Genomic DNA, 18,150 nt, shown 5'->3' on the forward strand with positions numbered 1-18,150 from the left:
TTGGGGTCGGGACTTGTAGCAGATAACGCGGGGGCTCCGGATGGAGCCTTCCCCTTGTCGGCTGCACAGCGCGGCATCTGGTTCGCGCAGCACGGGATGGGTGACGTCCCGCTGTCGATCGCTCAGTACATCGAACTGCGCGGCGACATCGACCTCGATGTTCTCACCGAGGCGAGCAAACGCACCGGACGCGAATTCGGTTCCGGATTTCTGCGGCTCGTCGAGGTCGACGGAGTTCCGTACCAGTATGTGGACAAGGCGCTCGACGATGCGATCACGTACGTCGACTTCCGTGAGGACTCCGACCCCGCCGAGTCCGCGCAGGAGTGGATGCGCAGTACGTACAGTGCGCCCGTCGACCTGATCGAAGATCGGCTGGTCGTCGTCTACCTTGTGCACCTCGGCCCGGACCACTACTACTGGTTCTGCCGCATTCATCACATCGCGATCGACGGATTCGGCGCGATGGCACTGGTGGCACGAACCGCCGAGATCTATTCGGCGTTGATCGAGGGCGAGGAGCCGCCGGCAGGCAGGGCCGAAGATCTCGTGAAGATCGTCGAGGACGAGCAGCGGTATCGGTCTTCCGAGCGATTCGTCAAGGACCGCGAATACTGGGCCGAACGTACGGCTCACCTGCCGGATGCGCCGAGCCTTGCCGGGCGTGCGGCACGTGTGGGCTCGTTCGCGAGGGTTTCGTCCAGGGCGCTTCCGGAGGCCACCTCGGATCTGCTGGACTCTGCCGTCGCCGCACGGAACTCGAGCTCGGCACCCGTCACCGTTGCGGCGTTCGCTGCTTATCTGTCGCGGATGACCGATACCACCGACGTGGTGCTCAGTCTTCCGGTGTCCGCGCGTACGACCGCTGCACTGCGGCGCTCCGGCGGCATGGTGTCCAACATCGTTCCGCTTCGACTGCACATCACGCCGGAGATGACGGTGTCCGATCTGGTCACCAGCGCCCAGATGGAGCTCACGGGTGCACTGCGGCGTCAGCGGTACAGGCACGAGGACATCCGGCGCGACGCAGGTGCCGGGCAGGGACAGCGTGGACTGTTCGGACCGTCGGTGAACATCATGATGTTCCACAACGAGATCAAGCTCGGATCCGTGGTGGGACATCAGAACGTTCTCACCACCGGGCCCGTGGAGGATCTTTCTCTCAACATCTATCAGGGTGTCGCCGGTAGCAAGATCCACATCGACTTCGAGGCCAACCCGAACCTCTACACGACAGACGAACTCGATCGGCACCATCATCGGTTCTTCGAGTTCTTCTCCCGGTTCCTGTCGGCAGGAGACGACACCCCGGTCGCAGCTCTCGCCGGAATGAGCGAGGAGGAACACGAGCAGGTCGTACACGGCTTCAACGGTGCGGCCGTGGATGTTGCGGACACCTCGGTGGGCTTCGCCGAGGCGACCGTACTCGACGCGTTCGATGCGCAGGTCGCACGGACCCCAGCAGCAACGGCGCTCGTGTTCGAAGGTGAGCGGCTCGACTATGCGGCCTTCGACCGCCGGGTCAATTCGCTTGCCCGCACACTCATCGGAATGGGTGTCGGGCCCGAGGTGAAGGTCGGACTGTCGATCCGGCGGTCCATCGACCTGCTGGTCGCGATGTACGCGACCCTCAAGGCCGGCGGCGCATACGTCCCGCTCGATCCGGACCACCCTGCTTCGCGCACCGAGTACGTACTCGCGAGCGCTGCGCCGCTGTGCGTTCTCACGGTCGGCCGTGACGGATCGACCTTCCCCGAGGGCGTCCGGGTGATCGACCTCGAGATGCTCCCCGCAGGGGCCGACGACAGCCCGATACGTGCCGGCGAGCGCCACGCGCCGTTGCATGCCGACAATCCGGCATACGTCATTTACACCTCTGGATCCACCGGCCGACCGAAGGGTGTTGCGGTCAGTCACGCCGCAGTGCTCAACCAGGTGGCGTGGGTCGCGGATACCTACGGGCTCGACACGAACGACGTGGTGCTGCAGAAGACTCCCGTCACGTTCGACGTATCGGTGTGGGAACTGTTCTCCGCGTTGGCGTCCGGATCCACCCTGGTGATCGCGTCCCCGGACGGTCACCGCGATCCGGATTACCTCGCGAAGACCATTCAGGACGAAGGGATCACGGCGACGTCGTTCGTCCCTTCGATGTTGAGCGTGTTCGTCGCGCACGCGAACCGCGATCAACTCGCCGGTCTTCGTGTCGTCCTCGTTGCAGGCGAAGCGTTTCCCGCTGCTCTCGCCGCGTCGTTCCGGGCAGTGTGCGACGCCGGCCTGCACAACCTCTACGGGCCGACCGAGTTCACGGTGCATGCGACCGCGGGTGAAGTGGAAGCCGGCAGTGAGGCAGTGCCCTCCATCGGCAGGCCGGTCTGGAACACTCAGGCGTACGTGCTGGACGGCCACCTTCAACCCTCACCGATCGGTGCTGCGGGTGAGCTCTATCTGTCCGGAGCCCAGACCGCACGAGGGTACGAAGGCCGCACCGATCTGACTGCGGAACGATTCGTCGCAAACCCGTTCGCCGAGGACGGTTCCCGTCTGTACCGCACCGGTGACCTCGTGAAGTGGCGGTTCGACGGCAACATCGAATACATCGGCCGCACCGACTTCCAGGTGAAGGTTCGCGGTCTGCGTATCGAACTCGGTGAGATCGAGGCTGCGTTGGTGGCCGACGCCGCCGTCTACCAGTCGGTTGCAGTGGTGCACGACAGCCCGCTGGGGCAACGACTCGTCGCCTATGTCGTTCCCGAGGCAGGAAACGACGTCGACGTGTCCGTGCTCTCGGAGTCCGTCGGCCGCGCAGTTCCCGAATACATGGTGCCGGACGCGATCATGGTCATCGACGAGATGCCCGTCGGCGCCAGTGGCAAGCTGGACCGAAAGGCCTTGCCGGAACCGGTGTTCGCCGGCAACGACGACGAGTTCATCGCACCTCGGACCGTGATGGAAGAGACCATCGCAACCCTGTTCTGTGAGGTTCTCGGGATCGAACGCGTCAGCGTCGGGTCTTCGTTCTTCGCGCTCGGTGGTGACAGCATCGTCTCGATCCAGTTGGTCTCGCGGGCGAAGGAAGCGGGTGTCCTGTTCAGTGCCCGCGAGGTCTTCGAACGCAAGACTGTCGCTTCGCTGGCCGAGGTCGCCGTGTTCAGCGCGGATGCCGCACCCGCTCACGTCCTCGAGGAACTGCCGGGGGCAGGAATCGGAACGATGCCCCTGACGCCGGTCGCGCACTGGATGACGGAACAGGGCGACGACTTCCACCGCTTCTCCCAGTCCGTGCTGCTGGCTCTCCCCGACGGAGTGGATCGTGAGGGCCTGCTCCGAACCCTCGCCGCGGTCATCGACCGCCACGACGCGCTCCGGCTCTCGCTCACCCGTGACTCCGACGGCGAGTGGGTGCTCGAAACGGCCGCCGCCGGTTCCGCCGACATCGCCGACCTTCTCGAGCACGTGGAGATCGAAGGCGGCGCTGCGTCGGACGAGTTCGAGCGAGAGCTTTCGTCCGCGTACGAGCGGACCGTCGACCGACTGAATCCCGCAGCGGGGGAGGTCGTTCGATTCGTCTGGTTCACCGGCGCCGATGGGGAAGACCCGTTCGCGCGACTGCTCGTCGTCATCCATCACCTCGCGGTGGACGGTGTCTCGTGGCGCATCCTGGTTCCCGATTTCGGTGCCGCGTGGATGCAGGTCGCCGCCGGCCGCAACCCGGCCCTCGCCCAGAGTGGAACGTCGCTGCGCCGCTGGGCGCACGGACTGCTCGACGACGCGAACCACGATGCGCGCAAGGGTGAACTCGACTTCTGGCGGGACACTCTGACCGGGGCGGACCCCGTGATCGGTGACCGCGCACTCGACGAGCGTGACGTCGTCGGAGCCAATTCGCGGGCCGAGGTCGAGTTGTCCGCCGAGGTCACCGAAAAGCTCCTCACCGTCGTGCCCGCCGCGTTCCACGGCGGTGTGAGCGACGGTCTTCTGGCCGCCCTGGCACTGGCCGTCGCGCAGTGGCGTGCGACGGCCGGAACCGTGCACGACTCTGCTCTCGTTCACCTCGAGGGACACGGTCGTGAGGAGTCGGTGCTTCCCGGCGCGGACCTCGCTCGTACGGTCGGCTGGTTCACGAGCATGTACCCGGTCCGCCTGTTCACCGACGGGGTCGATCTGCGCGATGCGCTGGCCGGCGGCACTGCGGCCGGCCAGGTGGTCAAGTCGGTCAAGGAACAACTCGCCGCGATACCCAATCGCGGTATCGGATTCGGCCTGTTGCGCTACCTGAACCGCGAGACCGCAGAAGTTCTCGAGGGCCTGCCCACTCCGCAGATCAGCTTCAACTACCTCGGACGTGTCTCCACCGGGGACATCCCCGAGGCGTTGCGTGACGTCGCCTGGCTGCCCGACACCGACGCGATGGAGCTGACCGGTACTCGAAACGATTCGATGCCGATGCGGTTCGCGCTCGACATCAACGCGATGGTCGGTGACGTCCACGGCGAGCAGCGGCTCACCGCGACCGTCGACTATCCGGCGGGCGCTCTGGGGCGCACCGACGTCGAATCCTTCGTCGCGCTGTGGACCCGCGCGCTCGAAGGAATCGCCGAGTATGCGGCCAAGCCCGGTGCCGGTGGGCGAACTCCGTCCGATTTCGATCTCGTCTCGGTGGATCAGAACCAGATCGACGAACTCGAAGTGACGTACCCGGGGCTCGTCGACGCGTATTCGCTCGCGCCCCTTCAGTTCGGTTTGCTGTTCCACGCGTCGCTCGCGGGCGCCGAGACCGACGTGTACACGACTCAGCTTGTGATGGACCTCGGCGGCGTCATCGACGCGGACCGATTGCGCAGTGCTGCAGAAGGACTCGTCGCGCGGCACCCCAACCTGCGCACGGCGTTCCTGCTCGACGAAGCCGCCGCAGGCGTGCAGATCGTCGTGGACGATGTGTCGGTTCCGTGGCAGGACGCGGACCTGCGCAGCTTGTCCGCAGCCGAAAGGGATGCGGAGCTCGACCGGCTGGTCGAGAAGAACCGCACCGATCGGTTCGACATGACTGCGCCGCCGTTGGTCCGATTCCTGTTGGTCCGCTTGGACGAGGACCGGTACCGGCTTGCGATCACGAACCACCACATCCTGCTGGACGGATGGTCGCTTCCCATTCTCATCCAGGACCTGCTGACCCTGTATGCGGCAGGCGGAGATGCGCGGGCGCTGCCGCAACCGCGCCCGTACCGCAGCTACCTGGAATGGCTCTCGGAATTCGACGTGCAGAGCTCCGTCGACGCCTGGGCGCAGGCCATGGACGGTGTGGAGGGCCCGACTCTCCTGTCGGACGGCGTCGAGACTAAGGCGGCCCGCGAGCACGCGGTGGACGACGAGTCCGGCGACCTCACCGTCGACCTCTCCGACGAGTTGCTCGACGCGATGACCGAGCGGTCACGCGAGCTGGGCGTCACGCTCAACACGATCGTGCAGGCTGCGTGGGGCATCGTTCTCGGGCGACTCACGGGCCGCGACGACGTCGTGTTCGGCACAACGGTCTCCGGTCGCCCGCCGCAGGTTCCCGGTATCGAAGCGATGTTGGGTCTGTTCATCAACACGCTGCCGGTCCGAGTTCGTTTCGATGCAACCGTCACCGTCGCGGAGCTGCTCGAGCGGATCCAGGGTGAACAGACCGGGCTTCTCGATCACCACTACGTCGGCCTGACCGACATCCAGCAGGCGATCGGGCAGGGCACGCTGTTCGACACCCTCATGGTCTACGAGTCCTACCCGCTCGATCGTGAGGCGCTCACGAAGGGTGGCGACATCGAGGGCCTTCGTGTCCTCGACGTCACGTCGAACGACGCGACTCACTATCCGCTCGCGATCGTCGCCATGACCGATCCGCGCCTCCATCTCACCGCCAAGTTCCGCAAGGACATGTTCACCGCCGACGAGGTCGAGCGAGTCATGGCCCGAGTGGTGCGGGTACTCGGCGCGATGGTGGCCGAACCGGCCGCCGCCGTGGGCTCCATCGACATCCTCGAGTCGCAGGAGCGAGCCGCACTCACCTCCGTCGTCGGTGTCGAAGACGCCGAGACCCTGCTGCTGCACGAATTGTTCGCGAAGTCCGTTGCTGTCGACCCCGAACTGGTGGCGATCGTTGCGGACGGCACGCAGCTCACCTACCGCGAACTCGACGAGCGGTCCAACCAGCTCGCCCGAGTCCTGATCGACCGCGGTGTCGGCCCCGAAGTGTCGGTGGCGCTGGGCATCACGCGTTCGCTGCAGTCCGTGATCGCGATCTGGGCGGTCGCGAAGACCGGCGGCGCATTCGTTCCCGTCGACCCGCGTTACCCGTCGGACCGCATCACTCACATGGTCGAGGACTCGCAGGCACTGTTGGGCCTGACCGTCCGCGGTCTCGAGGACGAGCTTCCGGGCAGCGTCGAATGGTTCGCCGTCGACAGCGAAGCGGGCATTGCAGAAGTCGAGTCACGATCGGCGGCTCCGATCGAGGCAGCAGACCGCATCGCCGAGCCCACCGTCGACAACACGGCATACGTCATCTATACCTCGGGCACGACCGGTCTCCCCAAGGGTGTGGTGGTGACCCACTCCGGTCTTGCGAACTTTGCTGCGGAACAGCGCACCCATTACGACGTGGCTCCTGCGTCTCGCGCACTGCACTTCGCTTCGCCGAGCTTCGACGCCTCGATCCTCGAACTGCTTCTCGCGTTCGGTTGCGGCGCAACGATGGTCGTCGCTCCGGCTGATCTGTACGGCGGCGACGAACTGAAGGAATTCCTTCGGGACGAGCGGGTCACCCACGCTTTCGTCACCCCGGCTGCATTGGCCTCCGTCGATCCCGCAGGCCTGGACGACCTCGCAGTGGTCGTTGTCGGTGGCGAGGCGTGCCCGCCAGAACTGGTCGAGCGCTGGGCTCCGGGCCGGCGTATGTTCAACGGCTACGGCCCCACCGAGGCCACGATCATGAGCAATGTCAGCAACCCGATGATTCCGGGTGCTCGCATCGAGATCGGCGGCCCGGTTCGCGGCGTCACCGTCTACGTTCTCGACGACATGCTCCGACCTGTTCCGGAAGGTGTGTCCGGTGAGCTGTACATCGCAGGACCGGGTCTGGCCCGCGGATACCACGCGCGTCTGGCCCTGACGTCCGAGCGCTTCGTCGCAGACCCCTTCGGCGGCAACGGGTCTCGGATGTACCGCACGGGTGACGTCGTGCGGTTCGTCGACGATTCGCACCACCGGTCCGGTTACGGCGTCGAATACGTGGGACGCAGCGACTTCCAGGTGAAGGTGCGCGGCTTCCGCATCGAGCTCGGGGAGATCGACGCAGCCCTGGTTCGGCATCCGAACGTGGAATTCGCGGTCACCGTCGGTGCGAAGATGCCATCCGGAGCGACCGCTCTGGTCTCCTACGTGCTGCCCGGATCGGCCGCTGCCTTCGACGACTCGGACGTCAGCCGTTTCCTCGGCGAGAGCCTGCCTTCGCACATGATCCCGAGCGCGATCCTCGCCCTCGACGAGATTCCGCTGACCACTGCCGGCAAGCTCGATCGCAAGTCGCTGCCCGAACCCGATTTCGGTTCGATGCAGGGTGAGGTCGTCGGGCCTCGCACGGCCGAGGAAGAACTGGTGGCGGCAGCGTTCGCCGAGGTGCTCGGGTTGAGTTCGGTGAGCGTCACGGAGTCGTTCTTCGAACTCGGTGGCGATTCACTTCTCGCAACGAAGGTGGTGGCACGCCTCAACGCGACGGGTGGAATGCGGCTCGGTGTGCGCGAACTCTTCGAGGCGCCCACCACGGAGGGCCTGGCCCTCGAAGTCGCCGCACGTGCGGGCTCCGGTTCGGATCGGCCGGCACTCGTGGCCGGGCCGCGCCCGGATCGGGTGCCGTTGTCGATGGCGCAGCAGAGCATGTGGCTGATGAACCGGTTCGACACCTCGTCGTCGGCCTACAACATTCCGCTCGCAGTGCGTCTGTCCGGCTCGTTGGACATCGAGGCGATGTCCGCCGCCGTGGTGGACGTCCTCGAGCGCCACGAATCGCTGCGTACGGTCTTCCCGGACTCCGAGGACGGGCCATACCAGGACGTGCTCGCAGCCGACGCCATCAGCTTCGACCTCACGCCGGTGCGGGTTGCCGAGAGCGAACTGCAGTCTCGCCTCGTCGAATTCGCCACCGAGGGATTCGACGTCACGGCGGCCCCGCCGCTGCGCGTGCGACTCTTCGCAACCTCGGACACCGAGTACCTTCTCGTCCTGGTCGTGCACCACATCATCGCGGACGGCGCTTCGATGGGGCCGCTGGCACGCGACGTCATGGTGGCGTACAGCGCGCGCACCGCCGGTGCACCGCCCGCGTGGTCGCCGTTGCCCGTCCAGTACCCCGACTTCGCGCTCTGGCAGCGTGAGGTGCTGGGTGATCCTACCGAGAGCGAATCGGTTGCCGCACAGCAGATCGCGCACTGGGCGGACACGCTGGCCGGTGCCCCGGAGATCATCGGCCTCCCGCTCGATCACGTTCGGCCCGCGCGGCAGTCGATGATCGGTGACTCGATCGATTTCGAGATCTCCGCAGAACTGCGCCGAGGGCTCGAGTCGATCGGCAAAACCGCGGGTGCATCGCTGTTCATGGTGACCCATGCGGCGTTGACCACCTTGCTGTCCCGGATCGCGAGCACCGACGACGTCACCATCGGTACGCCGCTTGCGTCTCGTAGCGATCGGGCTCTCGACGATCTGGTGGGCATGTTCGTCAACACGCTGGTGTTGCGAACCTCGGTCGCGGCCGGCGATTCGTTCGAACAACTTCTCGCCCGCGTGCGGGAAGGCGACCTCGCGGCCTTCGGTAACGCCGACGTTCCGTTCGAGAAGATCGTCGAAGCTCTTCGTATTCGGCGTTCGTCCGCGCACTCGCCGTTGTTCCAGGTCATGCTGTCGTTCCAGAACAACCCCATCGGTGCGCTCGAACTGCCGGGCCTGACCGTGCGGGTGATCGAGGACATGGCACAGGGCGCCAAGTACGACCTGACGCTGACGATCACCGAGAAGAACGACGAGAACGGTGCGCCCGCAGGACTCGGTGCCCGATTCACCTTTGCCACCGATCTTTTCGAACGCGCCACGGTCGAAAGGATCTCGGAGCGATTCGTACGCATTCTCGACTCCGTCGTGAACGAGCCTTCCGTCGCTGTCGGCGACATCGACATTCTCACCGAGCACGAGAGAGCCAAGTTGAGCGAAGCAAGGCCTGCCCGAACGATGACCGTGCGCGAGCTCCCGCAGCTTCTCGCCGCAGCCGTCGACGTCGCACCCGATGCGGTGGCCGTTGCGCACGACGGCATGCAGGTGACCTACCGCGAGTTCGACGAGCGGCTCCGCATGATGTCGGGACCGCTCGCCGAGCGCGGTATGGCGCCCGACGCAATTGTTTCCGTGGTGTTGTCCGGCCTGGTGCCCACCATCATGATGGCCCCGCCGTCGGCGGACGGAAAGGACGGTTTCGGAGCGATCCTCGACAAGGTGATCGCCGGCGCCCACGCTCTCGTGGGTGACATCGAGATCGCGGCTCCCGAGCCGGCGCCCGTCGCCGTGGCCGAGCAGGGCCCAGGTGCCTCGGGATGGCCACTCGAATTCTTCATGGTGCTGTGGCAGCGGTCGGTGGAGGCGAACCCCGAAGCTCCGGTCGTCGTCGCCGGTGGCGTCACCACGAGCCGAGGTGAGCTGAACCGTCGCGCCAACCAGCTCGCCCGTGAACTCGCGATGCGGGGAGTCGGGCCCGACGATGTCGTCGCACTTCTGGTGCCGCGCTCGGTCGAGTGGGTCGTGGGCATGATCGCAGCCTGGAAGCTCGGCGCCGCATACTCGCCGTTCGATCAGGAGTGGGGACTCGATCGGATCGTCGGTCTCGTCGAGGACAGCGGCACCAAGGCCGTCGTGGCGACGAGCGGGTGGGCCGGGTTGGCCGAAGCGCCCTTCGGTAACGAGGTTCTCGACGGAGTCGTGGTCATCGACGATGCGACCACGATTCGTCGCCTCGAGGAGCACGACGGAGCGAATCCCGACCACGATCCTTGGCAGGATCCGCAGGCCGGCTCGCGGCTCGCTTACGTGATCTCGACTTCCGGTTCCACCGGGCGGCCCAAGCCGACCATGGTTCCGATGATCGGTGTGTCCAACACGTACCAGTGGTATCGCCGCGAACTCGATTTCGCCGAGGGCACAGGCGTTCTCGTCGCGAACTCGCCGCTGTTCGACCAGACACAGAAGAACATCTGGTTGTGTGTCGCCTACGGCGGAGTCATGCACCTCGCGGAGCCCGGCTTCGACCCGCTGCCGATCCTTCGTCAAATCGGCGCGGGCGGAATCCAGATCGCGAACATGGCTCCCAGCGCTTTCGAGGTGCTGAGCGAACTCGACGCGGACCGAGTACTCACCGCCCTCGACATCGTCGTCGTCGGCGGCGAGCAGCTCCGGCCGGCCGCGTGCTCCGCACTCGTCGGAACAGGTACACGCCTGATCAACACGTATGGTCCGACGGAAGCGTCGGCGACCGACTCGTCCTACGAACTGGACCTGTCCACCGCGGACGCCGAGGAGTGGCCGGTACCCTTCGGGGCCGCGTTCGAGGGCGTCGAGTTCCATGTTCTCGACGGTCGCCTGCGGCCGGTCCCGCCGGGGGTGACCGGCGAGCTGTACATCGGTGGTCAGGTTCTCGCCCGTGGCTACGGCGGCATGTTCGGGATCACGGCATCGCGCTTCGTGGCAAGTCCGTTCGGCCCGGCCGGTGCACGGATCTACCGCACCGGTGACCTGGTGCGTGAGCGCGCCGGCGGCAAGCTCGTCTTCGTGGGTCGCAGCGACTTCCAGGTCAAGATCCGTGGTTTGCGCATCGAGCTCGGCGAAATCGAGGCGGCACTGACCTCACACGAGGACATTCTGCAATCGGTCGTCGTCGTTCACGAGAGTGAGCAGGGACCGAGGCTCGTGGGGTACGTGACCGCTGCCGCCGGCTCGGAGATCGACGCTCCGGCCACGCTCGCCGGTCTGCACGACGTGCTGCCCGAGTACATGGTGCCGGACACGTTGATGGTGCTGAGCGCGATGCCGCTCAACGCGAACCTGAAGATCGACCGAAAGGCGCTGCCGGAGCCGGTGTTCGCCACGAGCACCGTCGAATTCGTCTCACCGCGAACTCCCCTGGAGGAGGTCGTCGCCGGAATATTCGGTGACGTCATTGCAGCCGATCGGGTGAGTGTGAACGAATCGTTCTTCGATCTGGGTGGTAACTCTTTGAGCGCCACCCGAGTAGCGGCGCGGGTGACGTCCGCGACCGGTACGGAGGTCGGAATCCGAGATCTGTTCGAGGCACCGACAGTTGCCGAACTGTCTGCGGTCGTGGAGGCGCGTTCGCACGAAGGTGCGCCTCGCCCGGCTCTCGTCGCCGGCGAACGCCCGGATGTGCTGCCCCTGTCGTTGGCTCAGCAGCGGATGTGGTTCCTCAACAGGTTCGACCCGAGTTCGCCCGCCTACAACGTCCCACTGACCGTGCGCTTGCGCGGTGACCTGAACGTCGACGCACTGGCCGGGGCGCTGTCGGACGTGGTTGCCCGGCACGAGGTCTTGCGCACCGTGTTCCCCGATTCCGACAGTGGGGCGCATCAGGTCATCCTGCCCGCCTCACAGGCGCAGCTGACCCTGGAGCCGGTCGAGGTCGCCGAGTCGGACCTGAAGTCGAAGATGTTCGAGTTCGGCGCCACCGGATTCGACGTCACGCAGACCATGCCGATCCGGGCCCGGCTGTTCCGTGTCGACGAGCGTGACCACGTTCTCGTGCTGGTCGTCCACCACATCGCTTCGGACGGCGCTTCCACGCTCCCGATGGCTCGCGACGTGATGCTGGCCTACGCCGCACGCCAGGACCGGACGGAGCCGGCCTGGCCTGCTCTGCCCCTCCAGTACGCGGACTACGCCCTGTGGCAGCGGCAGGCCCTCGGGTCGGAGGACGATCCCGAGTCGCTCGGTGCCCGCCAGATCGACTTCTGGTCCACGACACTCGCAGGGCTGCCGGACGTCTTGGAACTGCCGACCGACCGTCCGCGTCCGACCGTCCGCACGATGGCCGGAGGCTTCGTCGACTTCTCGGTGGACGCCGAATTGCATCGCCGGATCGGCGAGGTGGCGCGTGCCCACAACGTGTCGACGTTCATGGTTTTGCACGGCGCCCTCGCGGTTCTGCTCGCACGACTGAGTGCGACAACCGACATAGCGATCGGAACGGCGGTTGCAGGCCGCGGGGACGAAGCCCTCGAAAACCTCGTCGGCATGTTCGTCAACACGCTCGTTCTCCGTACCCAGGTGGAGCCGGCGACGACCTTCTCGAGTCTTCTCGAACAGGTCCGTTCGCAGGATCTCGCGGCGTTCAGCAACCAGGACGTACCGTTCGAACAGCTCGTCGATGCACTGCAGCCCACGCGGTCCACGTCCTACTCGCCGCTGGTGCAGGTCGTTCTCACCCACCAGGTCAATGGGATTCCGGCCCTCGAGTTCGCTGGATTGGAGGCCACGCCCGGCGCGGTCGACGTCGAGTTCAGCAAGTTCGATCTCACCGTCGATCTTCGTGAGTTGTGGTCCGAGGACGGTGCTCCCACCGGTATCACGGGTGTGCTCGGCTACGCGGCCGAGATCTTCGACGCCGACACGGTGCGCGGCTTCGCGGACCGTTACCTGCGCATCCTCGAAGGCATCGCCGCCGACACGGACGTCGCCGTCGGAGACATCCCGATTCTCGATGCGCAGGAGACTGCCGAGCTCACCCCGGTGCGTGGCATCGAGGGTGTGTCGCCGGCGACTCTGCCGGAGATCCTGGCCGCTGCGGTGGCTGCGAACCCGGACGGGATCGCGATCGTCGACGGCGACGACACGATCACCTACCGCGAGCTGGACGAGCGTTCCAACCGGATCGCACGTCTGCTTCTGAGTCGTGGTGTCGACGCCGAGACTTTCGTGGCACTCGGCATCACCCGTTCGATCTCGTCGATTCTCGGCATCTGGGCGGTCGCCAAGAGCGGCGGAGCCTACGTCCCGATCGACCCGCAGTATCCGCCCGAGCGCATCGAGCACATGGTGACCGACTCCGGTGTCGCACTGGGCCTCTCGGTCGCCGCCGAGATGGACCGGCTGCCGGGTGACGTCGAATGGCTCGTTCTCGACAGCGAAGAGTTCCAGGCGTCGTGTGCCGGGTACTCCGCCTCTGCGATCACGCCGGACGAACTCCGACGCCCGGTGGTACCGGCAAACAGCGCATACGTGATCTACACGTCGGGAACAACAGGTAAGCCGAAGGGGGTCGTCGTCACCCACCGCGGACTTGCGAACTTCGCCGCGGAGCAGCGTGCTCGATACGGCGTGACCACCCAATCCCGCACGCTTCACTTCGCGTCACCCAGCTTCGACGCTTCCGTCCTCGAACTGCTTCTCGCGTTCGGTGCGGGCGCGACGATGGTGATCGCACCCACGGACGTGTACGGCGGACCGGAGTTCGCGAAGTTCCTGCGGGAGAAGCGCGTCACGCACGGCTTCGTCACCCCCTCTGCGCTGGCTTCCGTGGACCCGACGGGCCTCGACGACTTCCAGTACGTCATCGCGGGTGGCGAGGCGGTTCCCGCAGAACTCGCAGTGCGTTGGGCGCCGAACCGCAAGCTGTTCAACGGCTACGGTCCCACCGAGACCACGATCATGACCAACATCAGCGATCCGATGGCGGCTGACGGCCCCGTCACGATCGGCGGACCGATCCGCGGCACGAGCGCGCTCGTGCTCGACGACCGTCTGCGACCTGTCCCGGTCGGAATCGCAGGTGACCTCTACCTTTCGGGCCTCGGTGTGGCACGCGGATACCACCGCCGCACCCCGCTGACGGCAGAACGTTTCGTCGCCAACCCACACGGCGATCTCGGTGAGCGTATGTACCGCACCGGCGACGTCGTCCGGTGGCGCAAGGACGAAAACGGCGGGCTGACCGTCGAGTACGTCGGCCGTTCCGACCAGCAGGTCAAGGTCCGTGGTTTCCGTATCGAGCTCGGCGAGATCGACGCCGTCCTCGCCAGGCACCCGGACGTGGACTTCGCCACGACCTCGGTCGTGGACGGGCCGTCGGGTGACAGTGTCCTCGTTTCCCACGTCCTGCCCGTGAACGGCAGTGCCGTCGACGTCGACGGTCTGCTCGATCACGTGGGGGAGTTCGTCCCCAATTACATGGTTCCGGCGACGATCGTTCCGCTCGAGTCGATTCCGCTCACACCGGTCGGCAAGTTGGATCGCCGCGCTCTGCCGAAGCCCGAGTTCGTTTCGGAGACACGGGAGTTCAGGGCTGCCGGTACGGTCACCGAGCAGCAGGTGGCCGAGGTGTTCGCCGACGTGCTCGGAGTCGAGCGAGTCGGTCTGGATGATTCCTTCTTCACTCTCGGCGGCAATTCGCTCGCCGCAACCAGGGTGATGGCTCGGATCAACGCGGCGTTGGGTGTCGACGCTTCTGTGCGCGAGATCTTCGAAGCTCCCACCGTGGGGCAACTCGCTCGGCGCGTCGATGCTCTCGGCGTCGGCGGTGCGCGACCTTCCGTGACCGCTGGTGTCCGTCCGGAGCGTCTTCCGCTGTCCCTTGCGCAGCAACGCATGTGGTACGTCAACCGGTTCGACCCCGCGTCGGCGGAATACAACATTCCGCTGGCGCTGCGGCTCACCGGGCGACTCGACGAGGCCGCTCTTCGCGCCGCCGTCGCGGACGTGGTGGCACGACACGAATCGCTGCGCACCGTGTACCCGGACTCGGTGGACGGCCCTTACCAGGTGGTACTCGCCCCGTCGGATGTCGAGGGAAGCCTCGACACCGTTCGCGTGAGTGACGATCAGGATCTGCGCGAGCGCATCGTCGTATTGGCGTCGGAGGGCTTCGACGTCACCGCCGACGTTCCGATCCGTGCCGCCTTGTTCGAGTTGGGCGAGCAGGACCACGTGCTCGTTGTCGTGGTGCATCACATCTCGGCGGACGGTTCGTCGATGGCGCCGCTCGCACGTGATCTGTTCGGCGCCTACAGTGCCCGCGTCGATGGCCGCGAGCCCGGTTTCGCTCCCCTCGAGGTCCAGTACCCCGATTTCGCATTGTGGCAGCGCAAGGTCCTCGGTTCGGAGGACGACTCGAGTTCGTTGGCTTCGAGGCAGCTCGCCTACTGGACCGAGAAGTTGGGCGATGCACCAGAGGTGCTGGATCTGCCCACCGACCGTTCACGACCGACGGTGCGCAGTGCGCGCGGCGGACTGGTCGAGTTCGAGATCCGCCCGGACGTGCACGCTGCCCTGAACGACATGGCTCAGGAGCATCGAGCGTCGCTGTTCATGGTCGTGCACACGGCACTCGCTGTGCTTCTCGGACGACTGAGCAACACCGCCGACATCTGCGTCAGCACGCCGGTGGCCGGTCGCGGCGATCGCGCGCTCGACGACCTGGTCGGCATGTTCGTCAATACCCTCGTACTCCGTACCGACGTCCAACCGAATGCACGCTTCGGTGAGCTCGTCGATCAGGCTCGTGAGGTGGATCTGACGGCCTTCGGCCACGCAGACGTGCCGTTCGAGCAGGTCGTGGAGTTGCTGCGACCCAAGCGCACAGCGGCATACGCACCACTTGCACAGGTGATGCTGAGCTTCCAGAACCTCGAGCGGCCCAAGCTCGAGCTCGACGGTCTCGAGATCGAGGTTCTCGACAGTGGTCTGACGACGAGCAAGACCGATCTCGGTGTCGCCATCGAGGAGCAGACGGGGGCGAGTGCCGACGCGAACGGGATGAGCGGCTACTTCTCGTATGCCACCGACCTTTTCGACGAGGCCACCGTGCAGGGCTTCGCGGAGCGGTTCGTTCGGGTCCTGGAAGCGGTGACCGCAGACGGTGACGTCGTCGTCGGTGACATCGACATCCTCACGGACGCGGAGAGGTCTTCACTCGCCGCGCCTGCGCAGGACTCGGCATCGAGCCTGATGTCTCAGGAAATCTCCGAGGAACTGGCGGCAACGAAGTCTCTCCCCGAACTGCTCGACGGTGCCGCCACCATCAACCCCGATGGTGTCGCGGTGTCGCACAACGGCATCGAGGTCACCTACCTGCAGCTCAGGGACAAGTCCGTCGAACTCGCCCGCACCCTGGGCAGTGTCGGCGTCGGGCCCGAGGCCGCGGTGACGGTTGCCCTGTCCACGCTGCTGCCGGGGCTGCTGGACGGAGCCTCCGGTGAAGGGTTCGCAGATTCCTTCGCGGGCATGCTCGCCGGAGTCATTGCCGACGCGACAGCAGCCGGCGCAGCGGCAGACACCGATTCCGGTGGAACCCTCGTCGACATGTTCGACGCCCAGGCAGCGCGCGCCCCGCACGCGGTGGCCGTCACTGCGGCCGACGGGACCCTGACCTACGGCGAACTCGACGCACGCGCCAACAAGTTGGCTCGGCTTCTGATCTCTCGTGGCGCACGCCCCGACTCTCTCGTGGCGGTAGCACTCGATCGGACCACCGACCTCGTCGTCGCACTTCTCGCGACCGTGAAGTCGGGTGCCGGATATCTTCCGGTCGACGTGACCTACCCGGCCGATCGCCTCGAGTTCATGCTCTCGGACGCGAAGCCCGTTGCCGTGCTGTCGTCTCTCGCGCATGCCGGCGACGTGCCGGATGCCGGTGTGCCCGTGGTGATGCTGGACGCGCAGGACACGGTCTCCGATCTCGAGGGACGTGACTCGGGGCCGATCACGGCGGACGAACGTCCGTCGCGGCTCTCGGCGCAGAATCTGGCCTACGTCATCTACACCTCCGGTTCCACAGGACGCCCCAAGGGCGTGATGGTTCCGCACTCGACCGTCGTCCAGTTGTTCGACAGGACCCACCCCGAGTTCGGTTTCGACGAAACGGACGTGTGGACGTTGTTCCACTCATACGCTTTCGACTTCTCGGTGTGGGAGCTGTGGGGCGCCCTCGTGTACGGCGGCAGGCTGGTGGTCGTCGACTACCTCACCTCGCGTTCACCCGACGAGTTCCGGGCCCTGCTCGCCCGCGAACAGGTGACGGTGCTGAACCAGACGCCGTCGGCGTTCTATCAGCTGTCGGCAGCCGACCGGGCTCAGGACCAAACCGACGATCTCGCACTGCGTTTCATCGTCTTCGGTGGTGAAGCCCTCGACCTCGCGCAGCTGTCGAAGTGGTACGAGCGGCATTCGGATCAGTCGCCGCGGCTCGTGAACATGTACGGCATCACCGAGACCACCGTGCACGTCACCCACATCGCGCTCGACCGCGAATTCGCGGAATCGGCTGCCGCTTCGGTGGTCGGCGTCGCGATCGACGGTCTACGAGTGCACGTCCTCGACTCCCGCCTGCGTCCGGTGCCCACCGGCGTCCAGGGTGAGCTCTACGTATCGGGTGGCCAGCTGACGCGTGGGTACCACGATCGTCCCGATCTGACAGCCGGAAGATTCGTCGCGGATCCGTTCGGTGCGCCCGGGGATCGCCTATATCGATCTGGTGACATCGCGCGTTGGAATTCTGCAGGGCAGCTGGACTACCTGGGACGCAGCGACTCGCAGGTTCAGCTCCGCGGGTTCCGAATCGAGATGGGAGAGATCGAGTCCGCGCTGCTGCGTGCCCCCGGCGTCGCCGCATCCGTGTGCCTCGTTCACGTCGACCACGACGCGGGCGACAAGCTCGTCGGCTACGTGGTCCCGGAAGCAGGGGCCCACCTGGTGCCTGCCGACATCAAGGACTTCGTCGGCGGATTCCTGACCAGCTACATGGTTCCCGACGTCGTCATGGTGCTCGGTGCGATGCCCATGACCGCGAACGGAAAGCTCGATCGCAAGGCCCTTCCGGCGCCGGTGATCGATGTCGCGCACGCAGAATTCGTCGCTCCCCGCACATCGACCGAAGAGGCCGTTGCGGGAGTGTTCGCGGATGTTCTCGGTGCCGCACAGGTCGGCGCACTCGATTCGTTCTTCGACCTCGGTGGCAACTCGATCAGCGCCACCCGACTGACGGCCCGGCTGCGTGCGGCCACGGGTGTGAACCTCTCGGTCAGGGAGTGCTTCGAGCGACCGACGGTTGCGGAACTCGCGGAACTT

The 18,150-nt window shown here is 65.9% G+C and carries 1 protein-coding gene (running past one end of the window); it reads left to right on the forward strand.

Annotation, left to right across the window (positions count from 1 at the left end):
• Positions 1-18,150: the 5' portion of a non-ribosomal peptide synthase/polyketide synthase gene (locus tag ACFWO3_RS01305; RefSeq protein ID WP_378572903.1), read on the forward strand. The gene runs 15,660 nt beyond the window's last position; only the first 18,150 of its 33,810 coding nucleotides appear in the window; its start codon is at positions 1-3; its stop codon lies off the right edge, out of view.

The organism is Rhodococcus sp. NPDC058521, from assembly GCF_042719695.1.
In the GTDB taxonomy this organism is placed as follows: domain Bacteria; phylum Actinomycetota; class Actinomycetes; order Mycobacteriales; family Mycobacteriaceae; genus Rhodococcus_F.